Raw genomic sequence first — 21,422 nt, forward strand, 5'->3', positions numbered from 1 at the left:
AATTACGGGAAAACCAAGCGATGGTAAAGGGCGCCCTATACGCCCGCCATGATTGAACGAAAAATTCCGGGATTGCCATGGCGCAAAGCCAAGGGCTCGCAGTCACGTGGTTAACGTCGGTAGCGATTATGTGGCCGAGGATTACGAAATGGCACACCGGAACCATAAGGCCGCCGTTCCCAGTGACGGAAAGGCTTATTGAACCGATGAGGCTGTCTGTCACGGTACTGAAAAGGTTTATCGAATCGATCGGGCCGTTTGTCGCGGTACTGGAACGGTTTATCGTAGCGATAAGGCCGTCTGTCCCAGTAGTAGGGGCGATGATAACGATCGAACCCATAAAAACGCCGGTCATAGCCATAGGGTCGCCGGTACGTGTAAGGGTAGGCGCCGTATCCGTGGAAATAGCTATAAGGATAATAATCGTACCGGTAGTAAGGACTCGGATATCCCGCGCCGATGCCCGCCCGATAATGAACACCTGCGCCGCAGCCGCTCACGAGCGCACCGATGAACGCGAACAGCAGGATCCGAAGTAATCGACAGGGCTCTTTGAAGCAGACATCCATAAGCAGCGCACGCCTATGAGCAGTCAGTGTCACAGTTTTGATATCGACCTATTAGACTCCTCTCGCACCAAAAAATCATGGGTGCAAGGATTATTTCCTTCGTGATCGGGTCGTACTTTAAACGTCAGAGCTGAAAAGATTTGGCACAGTGAATGCTTAAAGAACAGCGATGCCAGCTACGACAAACTACCGGTATACCGGGGAACAAAACCATTACCGCCGATCGGATAAGCCGGTATCATTTTGCTGTTTGTTCTGGACTCCGAACCCCGAGAAATCAGCATGCCGCCCGAAAAATTCGGAACGCTCGCTGAATGTCTTTTTTATATTTTGTTTTATGAGCTAGCCGATGACTTTTCAATTTACCTCAACAGGCAAAGCCCTCCTGGCTTTGTGCTCGATTTTTCTTGGGTTCCTCCCGGTTGTGACCGGTGCTGAAGCCCTGCTTCCACCCCAGCAAGTCATTCAGAAAACGTCCGATGAGGTAAAGCAAGCCTTACGGGAATACGACTATAAGCTCGACGTTCCCAGAGCGACGCGCATCGTCAAGGAGATCCTGGAGCCCCATGTCGACGTCGATCGCGCGGCCCTGCTCATTCTAGGCAAGCACTGGCGAACCGCCACTCCACAGCAGCGGGAACGTTTCAAAAACGAATTCCGTATGCTGCTCATTCGCACTTACACCGCGGCATTCACCGAATATAAGGACTGGGACATCCGCTATCTGCCGCTTCAGACACCGCTAGCCGACAAGAAAGCCGTCATCAAGACCGAGATTCTCCAGCCCGGCGCAAAACCGGTCGCCGTGGACTATCGCATGGTCGACACCAATGGCGCATGGAAAGTCTATGACGTGCTGATAGAAGGCATCAGTCTGGTGCAAAACTATCGCACGACGTTTAGCGAGGACATTGCCCGGACCGGCTCTTTGGACAGTGTCATCGACGAACTGAGCAAGCGCAACGCTGAAGGATCAAAAGCCTCGATAAACGGCGCTGCCCGTTCCCCGGCCACCTAGAACTGCTTTCCCGCTTACGCGGGTGTCGCGTTGCGCGATGCCCCCCTTGTCGCCCAGGAGAGACATCTCTGCCGGGCGACTTCGATCTTAAGTCAGCCGATCGGGGTGGCTTGCGACAGCAAGGCGAAGGTAATCTCCCACCAAGGACGGACCGCCATCGATCCTGATACCTGAGCGCCAGCACGCTTTGTAAGCCTGGCTCTTGGGTAATTTCTCACAGAATCACATCTCGATTCTTTCTATCGTCTCGATCTGGCTTGGGGAAACGGTCGCACGCGTATTTTTTCCGTCGGACTCACTGGAAAAAAAGCGATCTCAAGCCCCTCCCTAAGTTTCTTTCGAGTGTTCCCCATTATGAATACTTACGACGTTTATCTTTATCTCGATGGCCGTACCGAGGTTATCAAGATAAAGGCACCAACCAGCCTTGAAGCCAAGGCGATAGCGGAAACCCGATTGGGAATCGCCGAGAGAGGATTCGACCAAAACAGGCATGTGTTTGCTGTAAGCGAGAGAGAAAATCAGAATTTTGGCCGGGAATAGTCTCTCCCATTCGATCTCTTCCCTAGAAATATTATCGAGTCGATCATATTATCGCTTCGGGCGCCGATCCGTGTTCGGCACCTTAACCAATCGCTAATATAAAGGAGATCTCTCGATGAAAACGATAAGATTGATGACCCTGTTCGGTTCCGTGGCATCGATGATCCTCGTGTCCTCCCCAAGTTGGGCCGAAACACCGAACTATCTGAAAGTGAAACAAGCGGAAGTCGAATGGGAAAACAAGAGCAAAGGGAAGGTTCTTGACGTGGAAATTGAAACATCGGCCGCCGTGCCTATGGACGGCAAGGCAGGCGCATTCGGTTATGGCGCCCTGACCGACGGCACCAACAACGTCCTGGTCCTGGTTACTCATTTGCCCATACAGGACAGCACGCACGTAGATCCCAAGAGCGGGTTTCACGCCCACGTGCTCGACCTGAAGAAACCCACAGCGGCCTGCGACGGAGCCACGCTCGAGGTGGATCTTGAGAATTCCGGAAACAATACCGGCTTCGACGCCAATTACACCTGGTCGATCAAAGGCACCAAGATCAAGATAGAGGGTGTTCCGGTAACCGATCTCGGCGATGCAGGTGTGGAAAATCTGGTGAGCTTTTCCATCAAGCCAGTACTGGACGCGCAGCAAAATCCGACCAATCTCTGCGTAACCGTAGCCGAACAGATCTAAATCAATCGTGTACAGCCGGCGGCGCTCAAATGTGCCGTCGGCGGTTTGAAATCAGCCTGTCAACCTCGATATGGTCGATAAGAAGGCTCGTTCAAAAGAAAGCCCCGGTAGACCGAGGCTGTTAAAGGTGAGGTTAAGAGGAGAGTCGATTATTACGCTGTAAAGGATTTTAACCTACCTATCTTATTACATACAAGACTATACATTGGTATCGTTATTCTATTTAAGAATAACAAAACTCTCCCTTTCTGACGCTCTCTAATTCGATCGGCCTCAGATGAGGCAAAGCCGACCTCCTGCACAACACGGTACCATGCTTTCCCAGTCCTAAAGAGCTCAACGCTTCGTTCCCCCGGCTCATCGGAAAATGCTCGGCCTGCGGGGCTATTCCATGCAGTGCGGCAAAATCCAGCATCATATTGTTGATCATCCCCGTGAGCCGGCAGGCGAGCCAGACACGCTTTTTTGCCCCGGGATCAGGCTCGTCTTGATTACTTGAATCGGCTCCAAAACGGCGCCCAGGCGCGAATTGCGTTCAGGCTTCCTTCCACGAAATCGGTAACGAGGATGACCTCCCGAATGACGGGCAACAAGAACTCTGATGCTGAATCAAACCGTCCGAATCATTTACTTTTTGCCGAACTGCACCGGCTTAAGTTTCAGACAAATTGAGACTTCGCATCCGGGGAAAGCTTGTGATGTGGCATCCACATGCACGCGTTATAGGGCTATCCTTGAGCTGTTCCATATCGCTAGAGTTTGCCGGACTACGGCTTAATATGTTTTTCAAAGGAAGAACTTCGTGAGTAACGTAAAACCTTTGTTCGGACGTTTTTCCGGCCCGCCGCCCATCTCCCTGCCGCGAATCCTCCTGATTCTATTGCTCATCGTCTTGGCATGGACCTCGTACTACACAATACCGGCGGAATCGGAAGGCATTGTGCTCCGGTTCGGAAAATACATTCTTAAAGTGCCGCCCGGCCTGCATTTCAAACTTCCGTTCGGCATCGACAACGTGATCGAGGTGCCGACCCAGCGGCAACTCAAGCTGGAATTCGGTTTGGTCACACCCGGCTACACCCACCCGGATCAGGTGGGCAAGGAGCCGGAAAAGGAAAAATCCATGGTGACCGGAGACTTGAATGCGGCGCTCGTCGAGTGGGTCGTGCAATACCGCATCACCGAACCCGAGACTTACCTCTTCGCGGTGCGTAATCCGGGACTGACCCTGCGGGACCTCTCCGAATCGGTCATGCGGGAAGTCGTAGGAGACCGGACAGTCGACGAAATCATTACGATAGGCCGCCAGGAAATCGAGGAATCGGTCCTCGATCGGCTGCGGGAATTGGCGGGCCGTTACCGCCTCGGCGTTTCCGTCAATCAGGTGCAGTTAAAGAACGTCAATCCGCCGGAACCCGTGCAGCCCTCGTTCAACGAAGTGAATCGGGCGCAGCAGGACCGGGAGAATGCCATCAATCTGGCCAACGGCGAATACAACAAAGCCGTGCCCCGCGCCCGCGGCGAGGCGGATCAGAAAATCCGCGCAGCCGAAGGCTACCGGTTCAAGCGGATCAACGAGGCGGAGGGCGATGCCGCCGCGTTCAGCGCCGTTCTCGAGCAATACATCAAGGCGCCGGAGATCACCCGGGCGCGTCTTTACCTCGAAACGCTGGGCGACGTTCTTCCCGAGGCCAAGCAATCGATCATCGTGGACGAATCGGTACAGCAGATCCTGCCGATGCTTCCCTTACCCGCACGGCTGCCGGAGGAAAGATAAATGAGCTTGGCTAAGACTCTCGCGATTCTTCTCGCGCTCTTGGCGGCTGCATTGGTACTGCTGTCCGCATTCACGGTCAACGAAACCGAGCAAGCAATCGTTACCCAGTTCGGCAGGCCGGTCCGCGACCCCATTACCGACCCCGGTCTACATTTCAAACTGCCTCTCATCCAGCAGGTCACCCGTTTCGACAAACGTTATCTGGCCTGGGACGGGCCCATGGTGGAAATGTCGACCAAGGACAAGACCTATATTCAGGTGGATACCTTCGCGCGCTGGCGCATCACCGATCCCATGCAGTATTACCTTCGCCTGCGGGACGAGCGGAGTGCCCAGTCGCGTCTGGAAGATATCTTGGGCAGCGAGACGCGCACGGCGATAGCCAGGCACGAACTGATCGAGGTGGTTCGCACCGACAAAACGCGTCGACCGCTGCAGGATGAAAGCGTCGCAGGCGCGCTATCGGCAGTAGGCGGGCTTGGCGTTTTGCGTCCGATCCAATACGGTCGGCTGGAAATCGAAAAAGGCATCTTCAACGCCGCCGCTCCGAAACTGGCCGAGTTCGGCATCGAGCTTCTGGACATCCGGCTCAAGCGGATCAATTACAATCCGGGCGTGCTCGAGCGCATCCACCAACGCATGATCAGCGAGCGGCTACAGATTGCCCAGCGGTTCCGATCCGAAGGCGAGGGTGAAGCCGCGCGCATTTCCGGCAACAAGGACCGCGACATCAACGAAATCGAATCGGCCGCCTACAAACGGGTTCAGGAAATTCGCGGCGAGGCGGATGCCAAAGCGACGGAGATCTATGCCAGGGCATACACGCAGCGCCCCGAGGCGGCCGACTTCTACCGTTTCTTGAAGAGCCTCGAAACCTATCGCAAGGTCATCAACGGCGAATCTACGGTCGTTCTTTCGACCAACAGCGATCTTTTTGCCTTGCTCAAGCGCATCGAGCAAAAAGGGCACCGTGACCAATAGCGCCACTGCATGGCCAGGCCGTTCGGCACGGCTCGTCGGAAGCTCTCGACCGGAACCAGCCGAATCTTTCGTCGATTTCGGCGTCAAATCGGGGGTATCCGGCGCTATGTCGAGGCAAAGTCACTTGGTGAATCGCTTCCTGGCTACTCTTCTTGCCATCCAGCTTTCTGTCGGAATCGCCGGCTGTGCGACCAATCCCATCACCGGCCGCAGTCAGATCATGTTGGTCAGCGACAACAAGGCCGCCCGGTACTCCGCACAGGCTTACGACCAATTGCTGCTGAATGCCGAAAAACAGCAGGTCCTAGACGAAGATCCCGCCACGGTCAATCGGGTTCGATCCATAGCACAGCCGTTAATTGCACAAGCCGCAGCGCTGCGTCCGGAGGCCCGCCACTGGCAATGGGAGGTGCACGTTCTGAAAAGCGATCAAGTAAATGCCTGGTGCATGGCCGGCGGCAAGATCGCCGTATACACGGGACTGCTTCAGAAAATCCGTCCCACGGACGACGAACTGGCTCAGGTTCTGGGACACGAAATCGCTCACGCCTTGCTCTCGCACCAGGCCGAGAAAATGTCGCGCCTTCAGGTTCAAAAGCTTGGCTTGGGCCTAGGCGTTCTGGCCGGGGCAATCGCTGGCTATAACTTGGGCGGCGTGGCCGGCCTCGCCGATACCGTCGCCACCGTCAGCTTGCAGTTGCCCAACAGCCGCAAGGCCGAGAGCGAGGCGGACGCGGTCGGCATCGAGCTCGCCGCCAAAGCGGGATATGATCCTTTTGCCGCTATTTCCCTCTGGGAGAAAATGATCAAAGTCGGAGGCAGCGGCGGTCCGGACTGGCTCAGCACTCACCCCAATCCCGAACAACGCCTACAGAGCATGCGGGTAAAGGCTCAGCAGTTGATGCCTGTTTATGAAGCCAATCGCCGCGCGCCCTGAACCGGTTGTCGGATCGCTTGCGTAGCGGCTTTTAAATCGGCATGCTCGCTGCGAACGGAAGAACGGCAACCCGCCTTTGCACAATTCTTTTCCAATGCCACTTTTGATCGAGCTTAAGCAACGCGCCCGTCGCCTCAAAGCGGAGGCTTTCGCGCTGTATCTGGCCGCCCGTCATCCAGGAACGCCCTGGTATGCAAAGCTTCTCGCGGCCGCGATCGTGGCTTATGCGTTCAGCCCGGTCGATCTCATCCCGGATTTCATCCCCGTGCTGGGATATCTCGACGATCTAGTCTTGATTCCGCTGGGACTGGCCTTGGTGATTCGATTGATTCCATCCGCGGTACTCGCCGAATGCCGATCCGCGGCCGCAGACGCATTCACGCCCGGCAACAAACCGGTGAGTTATGCGGCCGGAGCCTTTATCGTCATGATTTGGTTGACGCTGGCCGCTCTAGGGATGATCTGGCTTTACAGTGTGTTCGCGGATGCGCCGGTCTCGCCTTGAAGACGGACAAGGTTCCACCTGGTAATATCGGCGACCCGATTTGCCGGCATCCGACATGACCGAGTTCCTCCGCTGCCCGACCCATCGTTACGACGACCCGCTCGCGCTGGTGTGGATTGCCTGCGCCGAACGCGTGGGCTTTCGCATCGAACGCACCCCGCACGCCTACGCCTCGACCGATGGGCGCGGCACGATCTTCATCGGCACCGACGACATCCTCGACCCTGACGATTCGCTCGCCCAGATGATTCTTCACGAGCTATGTCATGCCCTGGTCGAAGGGGAAGCCGGCGAAAGACAGGTAGACTGGGGGCTAGTCGGCAGCGGCGGCCGAAATCCATGGCGCGAGCATGCTTGTCTGCGGCTGCAAGCCTATCTGGCCGATAGCGTGGGCCTGCGGGATTTCTTCGCGCCGACCACCGATTTCCGCGTAAGCTTTTGGGAGTCGCTGCCCGCCGATCCATTCACGGCGTCGCCGAAAGAGGGAGGGCGCCGCGAGCGTAGCTGTGTCGCCGCACGCCTTGCCGCTTGGCGGGCATCGCAGCACCGTTGGGCGCCGCACCTCGACGAGGCGCTCGCCGCCAGCGCGGCCATTGCGGCTTTAGTTCCCCGTGTGAAGCACAACGCTAATGCTGGCCCAGACGCCTGCGGCGAAAGCGCGATGCCTTCGCTGTGGACGAAGGCGGCCGAACCACCCGCCCGGCATCCGGCGGGGCACGCGCCCATCGCGGCGTATCATAGCGGCCGCGGCTGTACCGGCTGTGCCTGGGCGTTCATCGAGCGCCGGGGATTGCGCTGCCGGCATGCGCCCGGCGTCCGGCTGCCAAGCGATGCGCCGGCGTGCTCGCGTTTCGAACCGGCCGACGAGCTCGATTGCCTTACCTGCGGCGCGTGTTGCCGCGAGGCTTATGATTCGGTCGAGATCTCCAAGCGCGAGCCGGTGATCAAGCGCCATCCGACCCTCGTCATCATTCACGATGCCCGCAGCAAGCTGCGGCGACACGGCTCGCGCTGTGCTGCGCTGTCCGGAGGCGGCACTTCCACCGAGAGCTACGCATGCGTGATCTACGACGACCGTCCAAGAACCTGCCGCGACTTTACCCGCGGCAGCGGAAACTGCCTCGATGCGCGCCGCAGGGTCGGTCTTTCGCTATGAATGACCGGTCCCTGCAATAAGCCGATCTGAAACCTGCCCAGCGGCATGAAGTCTTAATTTAAACGGGGCTAACCGCTGGCCAGAAGCTCATCGTAATGGCGCCGCGCTTGGTTTCAAGCGGGATACGGGAATCATTATTCAGGAGGAAACCTGTTATGGCTTATCACGATACGCCCATAGACACTGCGACACGGGGATTGTTCGGTTTTGTCGCGGGCTTTTTCGCCACACTGATTTTCCACCAGCTCACATTGGCGCTGCTTTGGGCCGTCGGTCTGGCGCCTTTCGCACCGTTCTCATTGGCGCCAACCTCGCCGTTCGGCATCCCGGCCGTGTTCTCGTTGGCCTTCTGGGGCGGTGTCTGGGGTTTTTTGTTTGCGCTGGTAGAACCCCGGTTTCCGCCGCCTCCCGGCTACTGGGTGACAGCGTTCCTGTTCGGCGCCATTCTGCCGTCGCTGGTGGCGCTCTTGGTGGTATTTCCGCTCAAGGGCCGGCCCTTGGGAGGCGGCTGGCACCCTCCTTTGCTCGCGACGGCGTTCCTGATCAATGGCGCCTGGGGGCTCGGCACCGGCTTGATCTTCAAATTACTCGCCACCCGCTGGCGTGGATTACGTGCCAGCCCTGCGGACCACCATCCGTAGTTCGGAACGTCCGTTCTGAGGACTGATAGTCACGCGATCCGGTTCACTCGACAGTGACGGATTTCGCCAAGTTGCGCGGCTGATCGACGTCGGTACCTTTGATTAATGCGACGTGATAGGCGAGCATCTGCAAGGGCACCGTGTAGACGATAGGCGCAACAATCTCTTCGGTCTCCGCGACGCGTAACAAATTGACGCCCGGCGCGCTCTCCATGGGCACGCGCACGTCGGCGAAGACGTAGAGTTCGCCGCCCCGGGCCTGAACCTCCTGAAGATTCGATTTGAGCTTTTCCAGAAGTTCGTTGTTCGGAGCAACCGCCACTACCGGCATCTCGGCGTCGATGAGCGCGAGAGGGCCGTGCTTGAGCTCGCCAGACGGATACGCTTCGGCGTGAATATAGGAGATTTCCTTCAGTTTGAGCGCACCCTCCATCGCGACCGGATAATGGGCACCACGTCCCAGATAGAGCGCGTGACGCTTGTCGCCGAAACGTTCCGCCCATTGCTGAATTTCGTCCTCCAGAAGTAAAACTCGCTCGATTTGCTCCGGCAGACTTTCAAGCTCCTTGACGATCCGCGCTTCCTGCTCCTGCGGGAGCCCGTTGCGCTTGCCCAGGGCGACGACCAGAAGGAGCAGGGCGGTCAGCTGGGTGGTGAACGCCTTGGTGGAGGCGACGCCGACTTCGGGACCGGCTCGAGTCATCAGGGTCGATTCGGATTCCCGAACGATCGAGCTTTCCGGCACGTTGCAGATCGCGAGGGTGTGCGCATAGCCGAGCTTCTTGGCCTCCTTCAGCGCCGCCAAGGTATCGGCGGTTTCGCCGGACTGCGAAATGCTGACGAACAGGGTCCCGGGCGGAACCACATTCTTGCGGTAACGGAATTCGCTGGCCACTTCCACGCTGCACGGAAGTCCCGCGATCGATTCCATCCAGTAGCGCGCCACCATGCCGGCATGATAGCTGGTACCGCAAGCGACGATCTGAACCGATTTGATGTGGTCGAACGCTTTCTCGGCATACGGCCCGAAAGCGGCATCGAGCACTTTTCCGGCCCGTATCCGCCCGTCGAGGGTTTTTTCGATTGCCACCGGCTGCTCATGAATTTCCTTTTGCATGTAGTGGCGGTATTCGCCGCGCTCAACGGCGTCGGCCGCCAATTTCGTTTCATGGACGGGCCGCTGTACCGGATTTCCGTGTCTATCGTAAATATCGACCGCCTCCGTGGACAAATCGGCGATGTCGCCGTCGTCGAGGAAAATAAAACGCTGCGTTTCACCGACTAGCGCGAAGACATCGGAGGCGATGAAGTTTTCGCTCTCGCCCAACCCCACCACTAATGGACTGCCGTGGCGCGCGGCGATCAGCCGCTTCGGTTCGTTGATGCTGATCACGCCGATGGCATAAGCCCCTTCGAGCACCTTGCAGGTTTCCTTGACGGCCTCGAAAAGACTCAGACCTTCCTCCAAAAATCCGTGGATCTGATGGACGATGACTTCGGTGTCCGTTTCCGATTCGAAATCGTATCCCTTTTGCCGGAGTTCCTTTCTAAGATCGTCATGATTCTCGATGATGCCGTTGTGGACCACGGCCACGGACTCGCGGCAGATATGAGGATGGGCGTTGCGTTCGGAGGGAACGCCATGTGTCGCCCAACGGGTATGAGCTATGCCGACTTTGCCGTCGACTAAGGAAGTTTCCAAAGCCTTTTCCAGCTCCCTGATCTTCCCTTTTCTGCGTACACGCTGAAGCTGAGCGGAATCGTCCAATACCGCCAGCCCCGCCGAGTCGTAGCCGCGATATTCCAGACGGCGAAGTCCTTCCAGCAGGACGGGGGTAACGACTCTGTGTGCGATGGCACCAACAATACCACACATGACTCAACTCCTTTTCTTGGTGGGTCGCTGCCAACCCTCGATGGTAACTTGGTTCGCTCGGCTGAGGGTCAGGGCATTTTCGGGCGCATCCTTGGTAACCGTTGCTCCGGCACCGATGGTTGCATTCTTGCCGACTCTGACCGGCGCGACCAACTGGGTATCCGAACCGATGAACGCGCCGTCTTCTATGACGGTTTGATGTTTATTGGCGCCGTCATAGTTGCAGGTGATCGTGCCGGCACCGACGTTCACGTCGCGGCCGATGATCGTGTCTCCGATATAGCTGAGGTGATTGACCTTGGAACGACTGGCTATCGCCGACTTCTTGACTTCCACAAAGTTGCCGATGTGGACGTGATCTTCGATCCGCGTTTCCGGACGGATGCGTGCAAACGGGCCGATGCGGCAGCCCTGGCCGATCACGGCATCTTCGATGACGCAGTTCGGAAGAATTTCCACGTCGTTGGCGATCTGGCTGTCCTTGATCACGCAATTGGCACCGATGCGGACGTTATCGCCGAGTTTGATCCGGCCCTCTAAAATGACATTGATGTCGATTTCCACGTCGCGCCCGATGGATTCGATTTCTCCCCGCACATCGAAACGCGACGGATCGCGCAAGGTGACACCGTTCCGCATCAAATCTTCCGCCACTCGTCTTTGGAAAACCCGTTCCAGGTGAGCCAACTGTTCGCGGTTGTTCACGCCCAGCACTTCGTCCGGATCGTGCGGCTGTACCGTTTCCACCCGAACGTCATCGGCAACCGCCATGGCGATCACATCGGTAAGGTAATACTCCCGCTGGGCATTATTGTTTTCCAACCGGCTCAGCCAGGTTTTGAGGTGTCTGCCTTTTATGGCCAAAATTCCCGTATTGACTTCGCTGATCTTACGCTCCTCCGGCGTGGCATCTTTTTCTTCCACGATCCTGACCACTCGACCGCTGCTATCCCGGACGATGCGGCCATAGCCGTAAGGGTCGGCAAGATCGACCGTCAACAGCCCCATCTGATCCGCCTCTGCCAGCGGAATCAGCTTTTCGACCGTCTCGTCGCCGAGCAAGGGCACATCGCCATAAAGAATCAGAACCGTGCGCGCTTCGTCGATGTCGTCCGCAACTTGCATGACTGCATGGCCGGTGCCGAGCTGTTCCTTCTGCTCGACCCAGATGACCTTCAGGTGCTCGAGGCTCTTGAGAACTGTCTCGCCACCATGTCCGTAGATCACAGTGATCTTGTCGGGGCACAACCGGGTGGCCAATGCATATACATGCTCGAGTAGCGTACGGTCGCCGATTTTATGGAGTATCTTGGGAAGGGACGAACGCATACGCGTTCCCTGGCCCGCGGCCAGGATGACGATTTCCAAAGGCATCTTCCGTTTTTCCTTGTTGAAGAAGCGGAAAATAAGGACTGGTTCGACCCGATCGAAAACAGCGACCGGATACTCGTATTTATATTAACGTGAAAAACTAAAAAACCCAGCAAAATACAGGAGCGGCGTGCCCGGTATTTTGCTGGGTCTCGAAAACGGCTGAACTTACGCGCGGCCTTTCCGATATTTCTCCAAGGTTCGAAGCTGCATGACAGCCTCGGCGAGCTGTGCCTGTGCCAGAGCGTAATCGATCTTGCCGGACTTGTCCGACAGCATCTCTTCCGCACGTCTCTTGGCTTCCAGCGCTGCCGCCTCGTCGATGTCTTTGGCGCGAACGGCGGTGTCGGCGAGTATGGTCACGACATGGGGCTGAACCTCGAGCATGCCGCCGGAAATGAAAAACGGATGGACTTCCTGATCGTTAACCTTTACCCGCACCTCGCCCGGCTTCAGCCGGGTGAGGAATGGTGCGTGCCGTGCGGCAATACCCACTTCGCCCATTTCGGCCGGAGCAACCACCAATTCCGCGAGCCCGGAATAAATCTCCGCCTCCGCACTCACGATATCAACGTGGATCGTCATAGCCATAGTGCTTTTTCTCTTTGAATTATGCGGCGCCCCGGTTGGCTTTCTCCAGGGCTTCGTCGATGCTGCCGACCATGTAGAACGCCTGCTCGGGAATATCGTCGTATTCCCCTTCGACGATCCCTTTGAATCCTGAGATCGTATCCTTCAGGGATACGTATTTGCCCGGCGAGCCGGTGAATACTTCGGCGACGAAGAACGGCTGCGACAAGAATCTCTGCACTTTCCGCGCACGGGAAACGATCAGCTTGTCTTCTTCCGAAAGTTCGTCCATGCCGAGGATCGCGATGATATCGCGAAGCTCTTTGTAGCGCTGCAGGGTGCTCTGCACTTTGCGGGCAACCTGATAATGCTCCTGGCCGACGACGAGCGGATCCAATTGGCGACTAGTCGAATCGAGAGGATCTACCGCCGGGTAGATACCCAGCTCGGCGATCTGACGGGACAAAACCACGGTCGCGTCCAAGTGGGCGAAGGTGGTTGCCGGAGACGGGTCGGTCAAGTCGTCGGCGGGGACGTACACGGCCTGAATCGAGGTGATGGACCCCACCTTCGTCGACGTAATCCGTTCCTGGAGCACACCCATTTCTTCCGCCAGGTTGGGCTGGTATCCAACCGCGGAAGGCATACGGCCAAGCAACGCGGATACTTCGGTACCCGCCAGCGTGTAGCGGTAAATGTTGTCGATGAACAGCAGCACGTCGCGGCCTTCGTCTCGGAAATACTCTGCCATGGTCAAGCCGGTCAGCGCCACGCGCAGACGGTTGCCCGGCGGCTCGTTCATCTGGCCGTATACCAGCGACACTTTATCGAGAACGTTGCTTTCGCTCATTTCGTGATAAAAGTCGTTCCCCTCGCGCGTCCGTTCGCCGACGCCTGCAAACACCGAATAGCCGCTGTGTTCGATCGCGATGTTGCGGATCAGCTCCATCATGTTTACGGTCTTGCCGACCCCGGCGCCGCCGAACAGGCCGACTTTACCGCCCTTGGCGAAGGGGCAGACCAAGTCGATAACCTTGATGCCGGTTTCCAGCAGCTCATTGGCCGCCGCTTGATCTTGGAAGCTCGGGGCTTTCCGATGAATAGCCCAGCGCTCCTTCTCGCCGATCGCGCCCTTCTCGTCGATCGGATCGCCCAAGACGTTCATGATTCGACCCAAGGTTTCCTTACCGACGGGTACGGAAATCGGAGCTCCCGTATTCGTTACCTTCAACCCGCGCATCAAACCGTCGGTGCTGCCCATGGCGATCGTTCTGACAATACCGTCACCGAGCTGCTGCTGAACTTCGAGCACCAGGTCTTTATCATCCACCTTTAGTGCGTCGTAAACTTTGGGAAGGGTCTCCCGTGGGAACTCCACGTCGACCACGGCGCCGATAATCTGTACGATTTTGCCCGAACTCATGACTGTCCTCGTAAAAACTCTTGCGTTTATTCTGTAACGATTCGCTTAGACCGCAGCCGCGCCGCCGACGATTTCCGCGATCTCCTGGGTAATGGCCGCCTGCCTCGCTTTGTTGTAGATCAACTGCAACTCTTTGATGAGTTTTCCGGCGTTGTCGGATGCGCTTTTCATTGCGACCATTCGCGCCGCCTGCTCGCAGGCGTTGTTCTCCACCAGACCTTGGAAAACGATCGACTCCACGTACCGGATCAACAACTGATCGAGCACTTCCTTCGCGTCAGGCTCGTAAATGTAATCCCACTGGCCTTTCTGTTCTTCACCGATGTCCTCCGGTCGGATGGGAAGCAGCTGGACGAGCCGCGGCTTCTGAGTCATCGTATTGAGAAACTCGTTGTAAAGAACGTACAACTCGTCGATCTTGCCCTCGGAATATTCGTCGACCATGGTCTTTATGACGCCGATGATATCCTGCAGATGGGGACGGTCGCCGAGCTTGGTCGCCTGAGAAACCACGTTTGCACCGATCGAACTGAAGAACGCGGTACCCTTTTGGCCAATCGTGCTTAGGGTGACGGCCTTGTCTTCCGCGTTCCATCCGCGCATTCTGCGCAGAGCCAATCTGAATAAATTGGCGTTGAGCCCTCCACACAGTCCCCGATCGGACGAAATCAGAATGACCCCGACCCGGCTTACCGGTCTCTCGATCGTGAATGGGTGTTTGTATTCCGGGTTCGCGTGAGCCAGATGCTTGATGATCTGCGCGATCTTCCGGGAATACGGCCGCGTAGCCTGCATTCGTTCCTGGGTTCTGCGCATCTTGCTGGCTGCCACCATTTCCATGGCCCGCGTGATCTTCTGAGTATTTTTGATACTCGTGATCTTCAGACGGATTTCTTTTCCGACGGCCATCGATCAATCCCTACCAAGTGTGGGTTTCTTTGTACTTCGTAACCGCAGCGTGCAATGCCGATTGAATCTCGTCATTGTAGTCGCCGGTCGCATTGATCTTTTCCATGAGATCGGCATGTTCCGACTTCATGTAATTTTGCAGACCGTCTTCGAAATCCTTCACCTGATTGACTTGGAGATCGTCCAAAAAGCCTTCGTTGGCGGCGAACAGAGATACGGCCATTTGCGCCACGCTAAGCGGGGAGTATTGGCTTTGCTTCATGATTTCGGTAACGCGCTGGCCGCGCTCGATCTGCTTCCGCGTAGCCTCGTCCAGATCCGAGGCGAACTGCGCGAATGCTGCCAACTCACGGAACTGGGCCAAATCGAGACGAATACCGCCACCCAATTTCCTGATGATCTTGGTCTGAGCGGCACCACCCACACGGGATACGGAAAGACCGGCGTTCACGGCCGGACGGACGCCCGCGTTGAACAAATTGGTCTCAAGGTAAATCTGACCGTCGGTGATCGAAATCACGTTCGTCGGAACGAAAGCCGATACGTCTCCCGCCTGTGTCTCGATGATCGGCAACGCGGTCAGTGAGCCGGTTTTGCCCTTGACCTTGCCGCCGGTCAATTTTTCGACTTCGGCCGCGTTGATTCGGGAGGCACGCTCCAAAAGACGCGAGTGCAGATAGAAAACGTCGCCCGGATAAGCTTCGCGACCCGGCGGGCGGCGGAGCAGCAGTGAAATTTGGCGGTATGCCCAAGCCTGCTTGGTCAAATCGTCATAGATGATCAATGCATCCTCGCCGCGATCCCGGAAGAACTCGCCCATGGCGCATCCGGCATAGGGTGCGATGAACTGCAGCGCCGCGGATTCGGAAGCGGAAGCGGCTACGATGATGGTGTGAGCCATCGCGCCGTGTTCCTCGAGTTTCCGGACCACGTTGGCTATCGAGGACTGCTTCTGGCCGATGGCGACGTAAATACATTTAACGCCCGTGCCCTTCTGATTGATGATGGTATCGACGGCGATGGCCGATTTCCCGGTCTGGCGGTCGCCGATGATCAGCTCGCGCTGGCCTCGGCCGATCGGAATCATCGAGTCAATCGCCTTCAGGCCGGTTTGTAGCGGCTGGCTGACCGACTGTCTAGCAATAACGCCGGGAGCAATTTTTTCGATGGGTGAACGTTCCTTGGTCTCAATGGGACCTTTGCCGTCTATGGGCCGGCCCAGAGCGTCCACAACACGCCCGAGCAATGCCTCGCCGACCGGAACATCAAGAATGCGCCCGGTGCATTTCGCGGTATCGCCTTCAGCCAGATGCTCATAGGCACCGAGCACTACCGCACCAACCGAGTCGCGCTCCAAGTTCAGGGCCATACCAAAGGTATTTTCCTTGAATTCGATCATTTCGCCCTGCATCACTTCGGTCAAGCCGTGGATGCGGACGATGCCGTCGGTCACGCTAACGATCGTGCCCTCGGTGCGGGCCTCGGCACCTATATCGAACTGCTCGATTCGCTTCTTAATGAGTTCACTGATTTCAGATGGGTTCAGCTGCATGATTCTTCTCGCTCTAAGTCCAGAGTCTCTTTGCTAATCTTTCAACCTGGCCGCGGATGGATGCGTCTATCACCCGGTCACCCGCCTTGATGTAAACGCCGCCGATCAAAGTTGGATCGACATCGACGCGCAAACGTGCTTTTTTCTCCAGAACACGCTCCAGCACGGAAGACAACCGCGTTTGTTCAGCGTCTTTCAACGGAAAAGCCGTGCTGACGTCTACCTCGATGTATCCTTCATCCTCGGCCTTATATTGGTTAAATAGCTCGGCGATATATTTAACCAGGTCAAGCCGGCGATTCCGGATCAGCAGCCGGACAAAATTTTGTGCCTCAGTGTCCAGGTGATCTTTGCAGAGACCGAGAAAAGCCTCCGAAAACTGCTCGCGGTTAGCCTTGGGATTGGCCGCGGCTTTAGCTAACTGCTCGTCTTGCATGAGCAGAGTGACGAAAGCGAGCGCGTCGCTCCACTTATCAGCCGTTCCCGTTTCTTTGGCCCTCTTGTAAACCGCAACGGCATAAGGCCTCGCCAACGTCGTTAACTCGCTCATTATGCTTGACCCAACTGCTTACCGAGGTTGTCGATAATTTCCCGATGCTTCTTTTGATCCACTTCTTTCTGCAGGATTTGCTCGGCCGCAGAAATGGCCAGCACCGCTACCTGTTGACGCAAACCTTCTTTCGCCTGCTGCAATTCGCGCTCGATCTCGGCTTTCGCCGCAGCAACGATCCGCTCGCCTTCATCCTTCGCCGATTGCTTGGATTCCTCGACCACCTCGCTGGCGCGCTTTTGCGCTAGATTTACGATGTCTGCGGCCTGATCCTTAGCTTCCCGCAACAAAGCGGTCGCGCGCTTCTCGGCCAACTCCATCTCATGCTTGCCTTTTTCAGCCGAAGCGAGACCGTCGGCAATCTTCTTTTTGCGCTCCTCGAGCGCTTGCATCAAAGGCGGCCACACGTACTTCATGGTGAACCACACCAGAAGCGCAAATGTGATCATTTGGCCGATCAGAGTGGCGTTAATACTCACAGCGCTTTCCTCTTTGGTTGTTTGCCATTAAAGCGTCGCAATCGCGGCTTTTTTAGCCCTTGAGTGCGGACAGGAACGGATTGGCGAAAGTGAAGAACAGAGCGAGACCCACGCCGATCATGGTTACGGCGTCGAGCAGACCGGCGACGATGAACATTTTGACCTGCAGCATCGGAACCATCTCCGGCTGACGCGCGGCGCCTTCCAGGAATTTGCCGCCCAACAGGCCGAAACCGATAGCGGTTCCCATGGCGCCCAGGCCCAGGATGATGCCCACGGCGATTGCGGTCATGCCAGATACAGATGCGATTTCCATTGTTCCTCCGAATTATCGAACGTTAAGGTTGATTGAAAGAGATTAATGATCTTCGTGGGCTAGACTCAGATATACGATGGTCAGAACCATGAAGATGAAAGCTTGCAAAGTGATGATCAGAATATGAAAGACCGCCCAGGGGAAACTCAGCAAGGGCTGCACGTACCAAGGCAGCAGCGCGATCAATATGAAAATCAGCTCGCCGGCATACATGTTTCCGAAAAGACGAAGGCCGAGAGATACCGGTTTCGCCAATTCCTCGACAAGCTTCAGAATCAGGTTGAACGGGATCATCCATACACTGTGAAAAGGGGTCAGAATCATTTCTTTCCCAAAACCAATCGGCCCCTTCACTTTGAAGCTGTAGAACAGAATCAGGAAGAACACCGAAATCGACATCGCAAAGGTCGCGTTCAAATCCGTACTGGGAACCACGCGAAGATAGTCGAGCCCGATGGCCTTGCCGATATCGGGCAACAGGTCGACCGGAATAAGGTCCATCGAGTTCATCAAGAATACCCAGACGAAGATGCTCAACGCCAAGGGTGCGATTAACGCGCTACGCCCATGAAAACTATCCTTGACCTGAGCGTCAACGAATTCGACGATCATCTCCACAAAATTTTGCAGGGGGCCGGGTACGCCGGAAGTCGCCTTTTCAGCCGCCTTGCGGAAAATGATGACGAATAAGCCGCCTAAGAAAACAGAGAAAAACAGGGTATCCAGATGAAATGTCCAGAATCCTTCGCCGGTCGATAAGGGGGTCAAGTGGTGAACGATATATCCAGTTGCCCCGCCAGAGCCGTGTTCTTCTGTCGCCATATTCTCTCTCGTTAGCGTTCGATATCGCGCATCAAAAGCGCACACCAAAATACCATCAATACCGATACGAAACCGGCAAATAATGGCAGGAATAAAATGTTAGGCAGTTGGAAAATTAAAATAAATAAACCGGCGGTTATGATTATTTTTATGCTTTCGCCGATATAAAACGATCTCACGATGTCTTTTGCCGTTCTTGTTTTATCGGAAAATCCGAATTTTGCGGCGAAATAGACGTTCGGCAAAAAGGCTATCAACCCGCCGAGCAACGCTGACCTAGCTGCCAGCCAACCGAAGAAGGCCAACGTGAAACCGCCGATCAGTGCAATCGCAAGAAGCTGCATCAACAGAACCCGCTTGACGGCGAAAAACAACTTTTTCGCACCCATTGAGGGCCCCCAAACAAATGCTTCGGAATGATAACAACCAAAATGCGGAAGATCAATGTTGCATGTTTATTTCAAGCGATCGAGCACACCTTCCAGTTGATCCAGGCTGTCGTAATGGATGACGAGTTGTCCGGCGCCTTTTTTTCCGTGTTTGATCAGCACGGGAGCGCCGATTCGCGTGGCGATTCGCTCTTCGAGGCGGCGAATGTCGGGATCCTTCATCTCCGGTTTTCGCGCCTTTTGCCCATCCCGGAGCTTTTGGATAAGCAACTCCGTAGCACGAACGCTCAACTTTGCCGAAGCGACTTTACGGGCAATTTCAGCCTGAAGCTGAAATTCCAGCGCGAGTATCGCCCGAGCGTGTCCCATTTCTATGGCACCGGTAAGCAGAAGATGCTTAGCATCCGGATGAAGTTCGTTCAAGCGCAGCAAGTTGCTGACGGTAGCCCGGGATTTGCCGACGGCATCCGCGACCTGCTGGTGGGTCATCTCGAACTCTTCGAGCAGGCGCTTCAGGGCTTCCGCCTCCTCGAGAGGATTCAAGTCTTCTCGCTGGATATTTTCGATAAGGGCGATCGCTAAGGCGGCCTGATCCGTAACCTCGCGCACGACCACCGGCAAATCGTGCAATCCTGCCAGTTGGGCCGCCCGCCACCGTCTCTCGCCGGCGATGATTTCGTACTGGCTGTCGCCCATAGGTCTGACCACCACGGGCTGGACCACGCCCTGCGCACTGATCGAATCGGCCAATTCTTGAAGTCGCGCCGGGTCGATATCCTTGCGCGGCTGGAAACGGCTCGGCCTGAGTTGATCTATGGAAAGCGTTCTGAGCTTCTCGGTCTCGTTTTCGAGTTTCGCGCCGCCCAACAGGACATCGAGGCCGCGGCCGAGTCCTCGTCTTTTTGCCGTCATGACTTGAATTTATTGAAGAATTGAAGGAATTTTTCGCGATTTTTGATTGCGTCGCACGATTTCGCCCGCCAAGGCCAGATAAGCGACGGCTCCTCGAGAAGACTTATCGTACTTTATCGCTGGCAAACCGTGGCTCGGCGCCTCGGCAAGCCGAATGTTGCGCGGGATGATGGTGCGGAAGACCTTATCGCTGAAATGGGCGATCAATTGCGCGGAAACGTCATTGGCGAGCCGGCTGCGTGGATCGTACATCGTGCGAAGCAAACCCTCGACACGAAGTTCCGGATTGACCGAGTCGCGGATATTCCCCAGCGTATCCATTAAATCCGAAAGTCCTTCCAAGGCGTAATATTCGCACTGCATGGGAATCAACACGCTGTCCGCAGCGACCAAGGCGTTGAGCGTCAGCACGTTAAGCGACGGTGGGCAGTCGACGAGGATGAACTGGTAATCGTCGCGGCAACTCTTGAGCGCCTCGGCAAGCGCGCGCTCTTTGCCTGCCTGTTTCATCAGTTCGACCTGAGCGGCAGTCAGATCGGCATTACCCGGCAGAAGATCGAAGCCGATCTCGGTCAAAGATTTGACGGCCTCGCGTACCGTGGCGTGACGCGTCAATACGTCGTAAGACGAATTTTTGAGACTTTTCTTGTCAACGCCGCATCCCATAGTCGTGTTGCCTTGCGGATCCAGATCCACAAGCAAAACGCGATGCTTGATCGCCGCAAGCGACGCAGCCAAGTTAATGCTGGTGGTCGTTTTACCCACGCCCCCCTTTTGGTTGGCTACCGCAATAATTTTGCCCATGGTTTCCTCAGCCGATAGCTATTTCGATCAAATGACGTTCGACGTCCAGACCCGGAATCTTTAAACGATGACTCTTAACCGGCGAGTCTTTAAGGGTCTGTATTTCGCCCTCCGGAAACTGCCCTTTCTGAGCCAATATCACGCCGTGGGGAGCCAGCATTCTGCGCGTTGTCTCCATTATTTCCGCAAGGCTCGCATAAGCCCGCGCCAATATCGTGTCGAATCCGTGGTCCGGATGGTAGTCTTCCACCCGCGAGGTGACGACCTCCACGTTCGCGAGACCCAATTCGATCACGGCCTGCTGAACAAAACGGGTCTTCTTCGCGTTGCTGTCCAACAGAACGAAATGCCTGCTCTCGCTCATGACAGCCAAGGGAATACCCGGCAAACCGGCCCCGGTTCCCACGTCCAGTATCCTTTCGCCCCGGAGATACGGCCAAATGGTAAGACTGTCGAGCAGATGCAAGTCCACTCCCGTCCGCAAGTCGCGGATGGCCGTCAAGTTGTAAACCCGGTTCCATTTCTGGATTAAGCGCAGAAAGGCCAAAAGCTTTTCGTGTTGCTCCGGCGTAAACGGTATGTTTAACGCGGTTATTCCGTCCGCTAGACGTCTACCGATTTCGTCCACTTAAGA

The 21,422-nt window shown here is 56.1% G+C and carries 24 protein-coding genes; 10 read left to right on the plus strand and 14 right to left on the minus strand.

Features of this window, described 5'->3' with window-relative positions; genetic code table 11:
- Positions 1-77: 77 nt before the first annotated feature.
- The 10 genes from ABJK70_RS04090 (at position 78) to ABJK70_RS04135 (ending at position 8,815) form a co-directional block, all read left to right on the plus strand.
- Positions 78-539, plus strand: coding sequence for a hypothetical protein (locus ABJK70_RS04090; RefSeq protein WP_086133036.1), 462 nt, complete (start codon positions 78-80; stop codon positions 537-539).
- A gap of 379 nt (positions 540-918) precedes the next feature.
- The gene (locus ABJK70_RS04095; RefSeq protein WP_133716318.1) at positions 919-1,587 is read left to right on the plus strand and encodes an ABC transporter substrate-binding protein; all 669 of its coding nucleotides are present in this window, start codon (positions 919-921) and stop codon (positions 1,585-1,587) included.
- Positions 1,588-1,941: 354 nt separating this feature from the next.
- Positions 1,942-2,130 carry a hypothetical protein gene (locus ABJK70_RS04100; protein WP_077728326.1) on the plus strand — a complete coding sequence of 63 codons (189 nt, stop codon included), beginning with the start codon at positions 1,942-1,944 and terminating at the stop codon, positions 2,128-2,130.
- A 115-nt stretch (positions 2,131-2,245) separates the two neighbouring features.
- Complete coding sequence (locus ABJK70_RS04105) at positions 2,246-2,818, plus strand: hypothetical protein (protein WP_347257436.1); 573 nt, start codon at positions 2,246-2,248, stop codon at positions 2,816-2,818.
- An 802-nt stretch (positions 2,819-3,620) separates the two neighbouring features.
- Positions 3,621-4,595, plus strand: coding sequence for an FtsH protease activity modulator HflK (hflK, locus tag ABJK70_RS04110; protein ID WP_347257437.1), 975 nt, complete (start codon positions 3,621-3,623; stop codon positions 4,593-4,595).
- On the plus strand, positions 4,596-5,576 hold the full coding sequence (gene hflC / locus ABJK70_RS04115; protein WP_077728323.1) for a protease modulator HflC: 981 nt from the start codon (positions 4,596-4,598) through the stop codon (positions 5,574-5,576).
- Between the two features lie 127 nt (positions 5,577-5,703).
- A complete protein-coding gene (locus tag ABJK70_RS04120; RefSeq protein WP_347257443.1) occupies positions 5,704-6,513 on the plus strand; it encodes a M48 family metallopeptidase in 810 nt (269 codons plus the stop codon).
- A gap of 94 nt (positions 6,514-6,607) precedes the next feature.
- Positions 6,608-7,018: a YkvA family protein gene (locus ABJK70_RS04125; RefSeq protein ID WP_156879893.1), complete on the plus strand. Its 411-nt coding sequence runs from the start codon at positions 6,608-6,610 to the stop codon at positions 7,016-7,018.
- A 55-nt stretch (positions 7,019-7,073) separates the two neighbouring features.
- The gene (locus ABJK70_RS04130; protein WP_347257438.1) at positions 7,074-8,174 is read left to right on the plus strand and encodes a YkgJ family cysteine cluster protein; all 1,101 of its coding nucleotides are present in this window, start codon (positions 7,074-7,076) and stop codon (positions 8,172-8,174) included.
- 155 nt (positions 8,175-8,329) lie between these two features.
- Positions 8,330-8,815, plus strand: a complete 486-nt coding sequence (locus ABJK70_RS04135) for a hypothetical protein (protein ID WP_077728320.1) — start codon at positions 8,330-8,332, stop codon at positions 8,813-8,815.
- 43 nt (positions 8,816-8,858) lie between these two features.
- On the opposite strand, the gene glmS is transcribed toward ABJK70_RS04135, so the two are convergent.
- From glmS to rsmG, 14 genes are all read right to left on the minus strand, one after another.
- Positions 8,859-10,691: a glutamine--fructose-6-phosphate transaminase (isomerizing) gene (gene glmS, locus ABJK70_RS04140; RefSeq protein ID WP_077728319.1), complete on the minus strand. Its 1,833-nt coding sequence runs from the start codon at positions 10,689-10,691 to the stop codon at positions 8,859-8,861.
- 3 nt (positions 10,692-10,694) lie between these two features.
- Positions 10,695-12,065 carry a bifunctional UDP-N-acetylglucosamine diphosphorylase/glucosamine-1-phosphate N-acetyltransferase GlmU gene (gene glmU, locus ABJK70_RS04145; RefSeq protein ID WP_077728318.1) on the minus strand — a complete coding sequence of 457 codons (1,371 nt, stop codon included), beginning with the start codon at positions 12,063-12,065 and terminating at the stop codon, positions 10,695-10,697.
- A 165-nt stretch (positions 12,066-12,230) separates the two neighbouring features.
- The gene (locus tag ABJK70_RS04150; protein ID WP_077728317.1) at positions 12,231-12,653 is read right to left on the minus strand and encodes a F0F1 ATP synthase subunit epsilon; all 423 of its coding nucleotides are present in this window, start codon (positions 12,651-12,653) and stop codon (positions 12,231-12,233) included.
- A 19-nt stretch (positions 12,654-12,672) separates the two neighbouring features.
- A complete protein-coding gene (atpD, locus tag ABJK70_RS04155) occupies positions 12,673-14,055 on the minus strand; it encodes a F0F1 ATP synthase subunit beta (protein WP_156879896.1) in 1,383 nt (460 codons plus the stop codon).
- A gap of 45 nt (positions 14,056-14,100) precedes the next feature.
- Complete coding sequence (atpG, locus tag ABJK70_RS04160) at positions 14,101-14,964, minus strand: F0F1 ATP synthase subunit gamma (protein ID WP_133716329.1); 864 nt, start codon at positions 14,962-14,964, stop codon at positions 14,101-14,103.
- A 10-nt stretch (positions 14,965-14,974) separates the two neighbouring features.
- Positions 14,975-16,519: a F0F1 ATP synthase subunit alpha gene (gene atpA, locus ABJK70_RS04165; protein WP_276205320.1), complete on the minus strand. Its 1,545-nt coding sequence runs from the start codon at positions 16,517-16,519 to the stop codon at positions 14,975-14,977.
- Positions 16,520-16,529: 10 nt separating this feature from the next.
- A complete protein-coding gene (locus ABJK70_RS04170; protein WP_077728313.1) occupies positions 16,530-17,066 on the minus strand; it encodes a F0F1 ATP synthase subunit delta in 537 nt (178 codons plus the stop codon).
- Entirely contained in the window at positions 17,066-17,545 is a 480-nt protein-coding gene (locus tag ABJK70_RS04175) for a F0F1 ATP synthase subunit B (protein ID WP_086133831.1), read from the minus strand. The genes ABJK70_RS04170 and ABJK70_RS04175 overlap by 1 nt, the downstream gene beginning before the upstream one ends.
- 52 nt (positions 17,546-17,597) lie before the next feature.
- Positions 17,598-17,855, minus strand: coding sequence for a F0F1 ATP synthase subunit C (atpE, locus tag ABJK70_RS04180; protein WP_202901216.1), 258 nt, complete (start codon positions 17,853-17,855; stop codon positions 17,598-17,600).
- A 48-nt stretch (positions 17,856-17,903) separates the two neighbouring features.
- A complete protein-coding gene (gene atpB, locus ABJK70_RS04185) occupies positions 17,904-18,683 on the minus strand; it encodes a F0F1 ATP synthase subunit A (RefSeq protein ID WP_077728311.1) in 780 nt (259 codons plus the stop codon).
- A gap of 11 nt (positions 18,684-18,694) precedes the next feature.
- The gene (locus ABJK70_RS04190; protein ID WP_077728310.1) at positions 18,695-19,072 is read right to left on the minus strand and encodes an ATP synthase subunit I; all 378 of its coding nucleotides are present in this window, start codon (positions 19,070-19,072) and stop codon (positions 18,695-18,697) included.
- A gap of 66 nt (positions 19,073-19,138) precedes the next feature.
- The gene (locus tag ABJK70_RS04195) at positions 19,139-19,984 is read right to left on the minus strand and encodes a ParB/RepB/Spo0J family partition protein (RefSeq protein ID WP_347257439.1); all 846 of its coding nucleotides are present in this window, start codon (positions 19,982-19,984) and stop codon (positions 19,139-19,141) included.
- A 9-nt stretch (positions 19,985-19,993) separates the two neighbouring features.
- Positions 19,994-20,788: a ParA family protein gene (locus ABJK70_RS04200; protein ID WP_077728308.1), complete on the minus strand. Its 795-nt coding sequence runs from the start codon at positions 20,786-20,788 to the stop codon at positions 19,994-19,996.
- A gap of 7 nt (positions 20,789-20,795) precedes the next feature.
- Entirely contained in the window at positions 20,796-21,416 is a 621-nt protein-coding gene (gene rsmG / locus ABJK70_RS04205) for a 16S rRNA (guanine(527)-N(7))-methyltransferase RsmG (RefSeq protein ID WP_347257440.1), read from the minus strand.
- Positions 21,417-21,422: the final 6 nt, after the last annotated feature.

The organism is Methylocaldum sp., from assembly GCF_039794385.1.
Taxonomy (GTDB): Bacteria; Pseudomonadota; Gammaproteobacteria; order Methylococcales; family Methylococcaceae; genus Methylocaldum.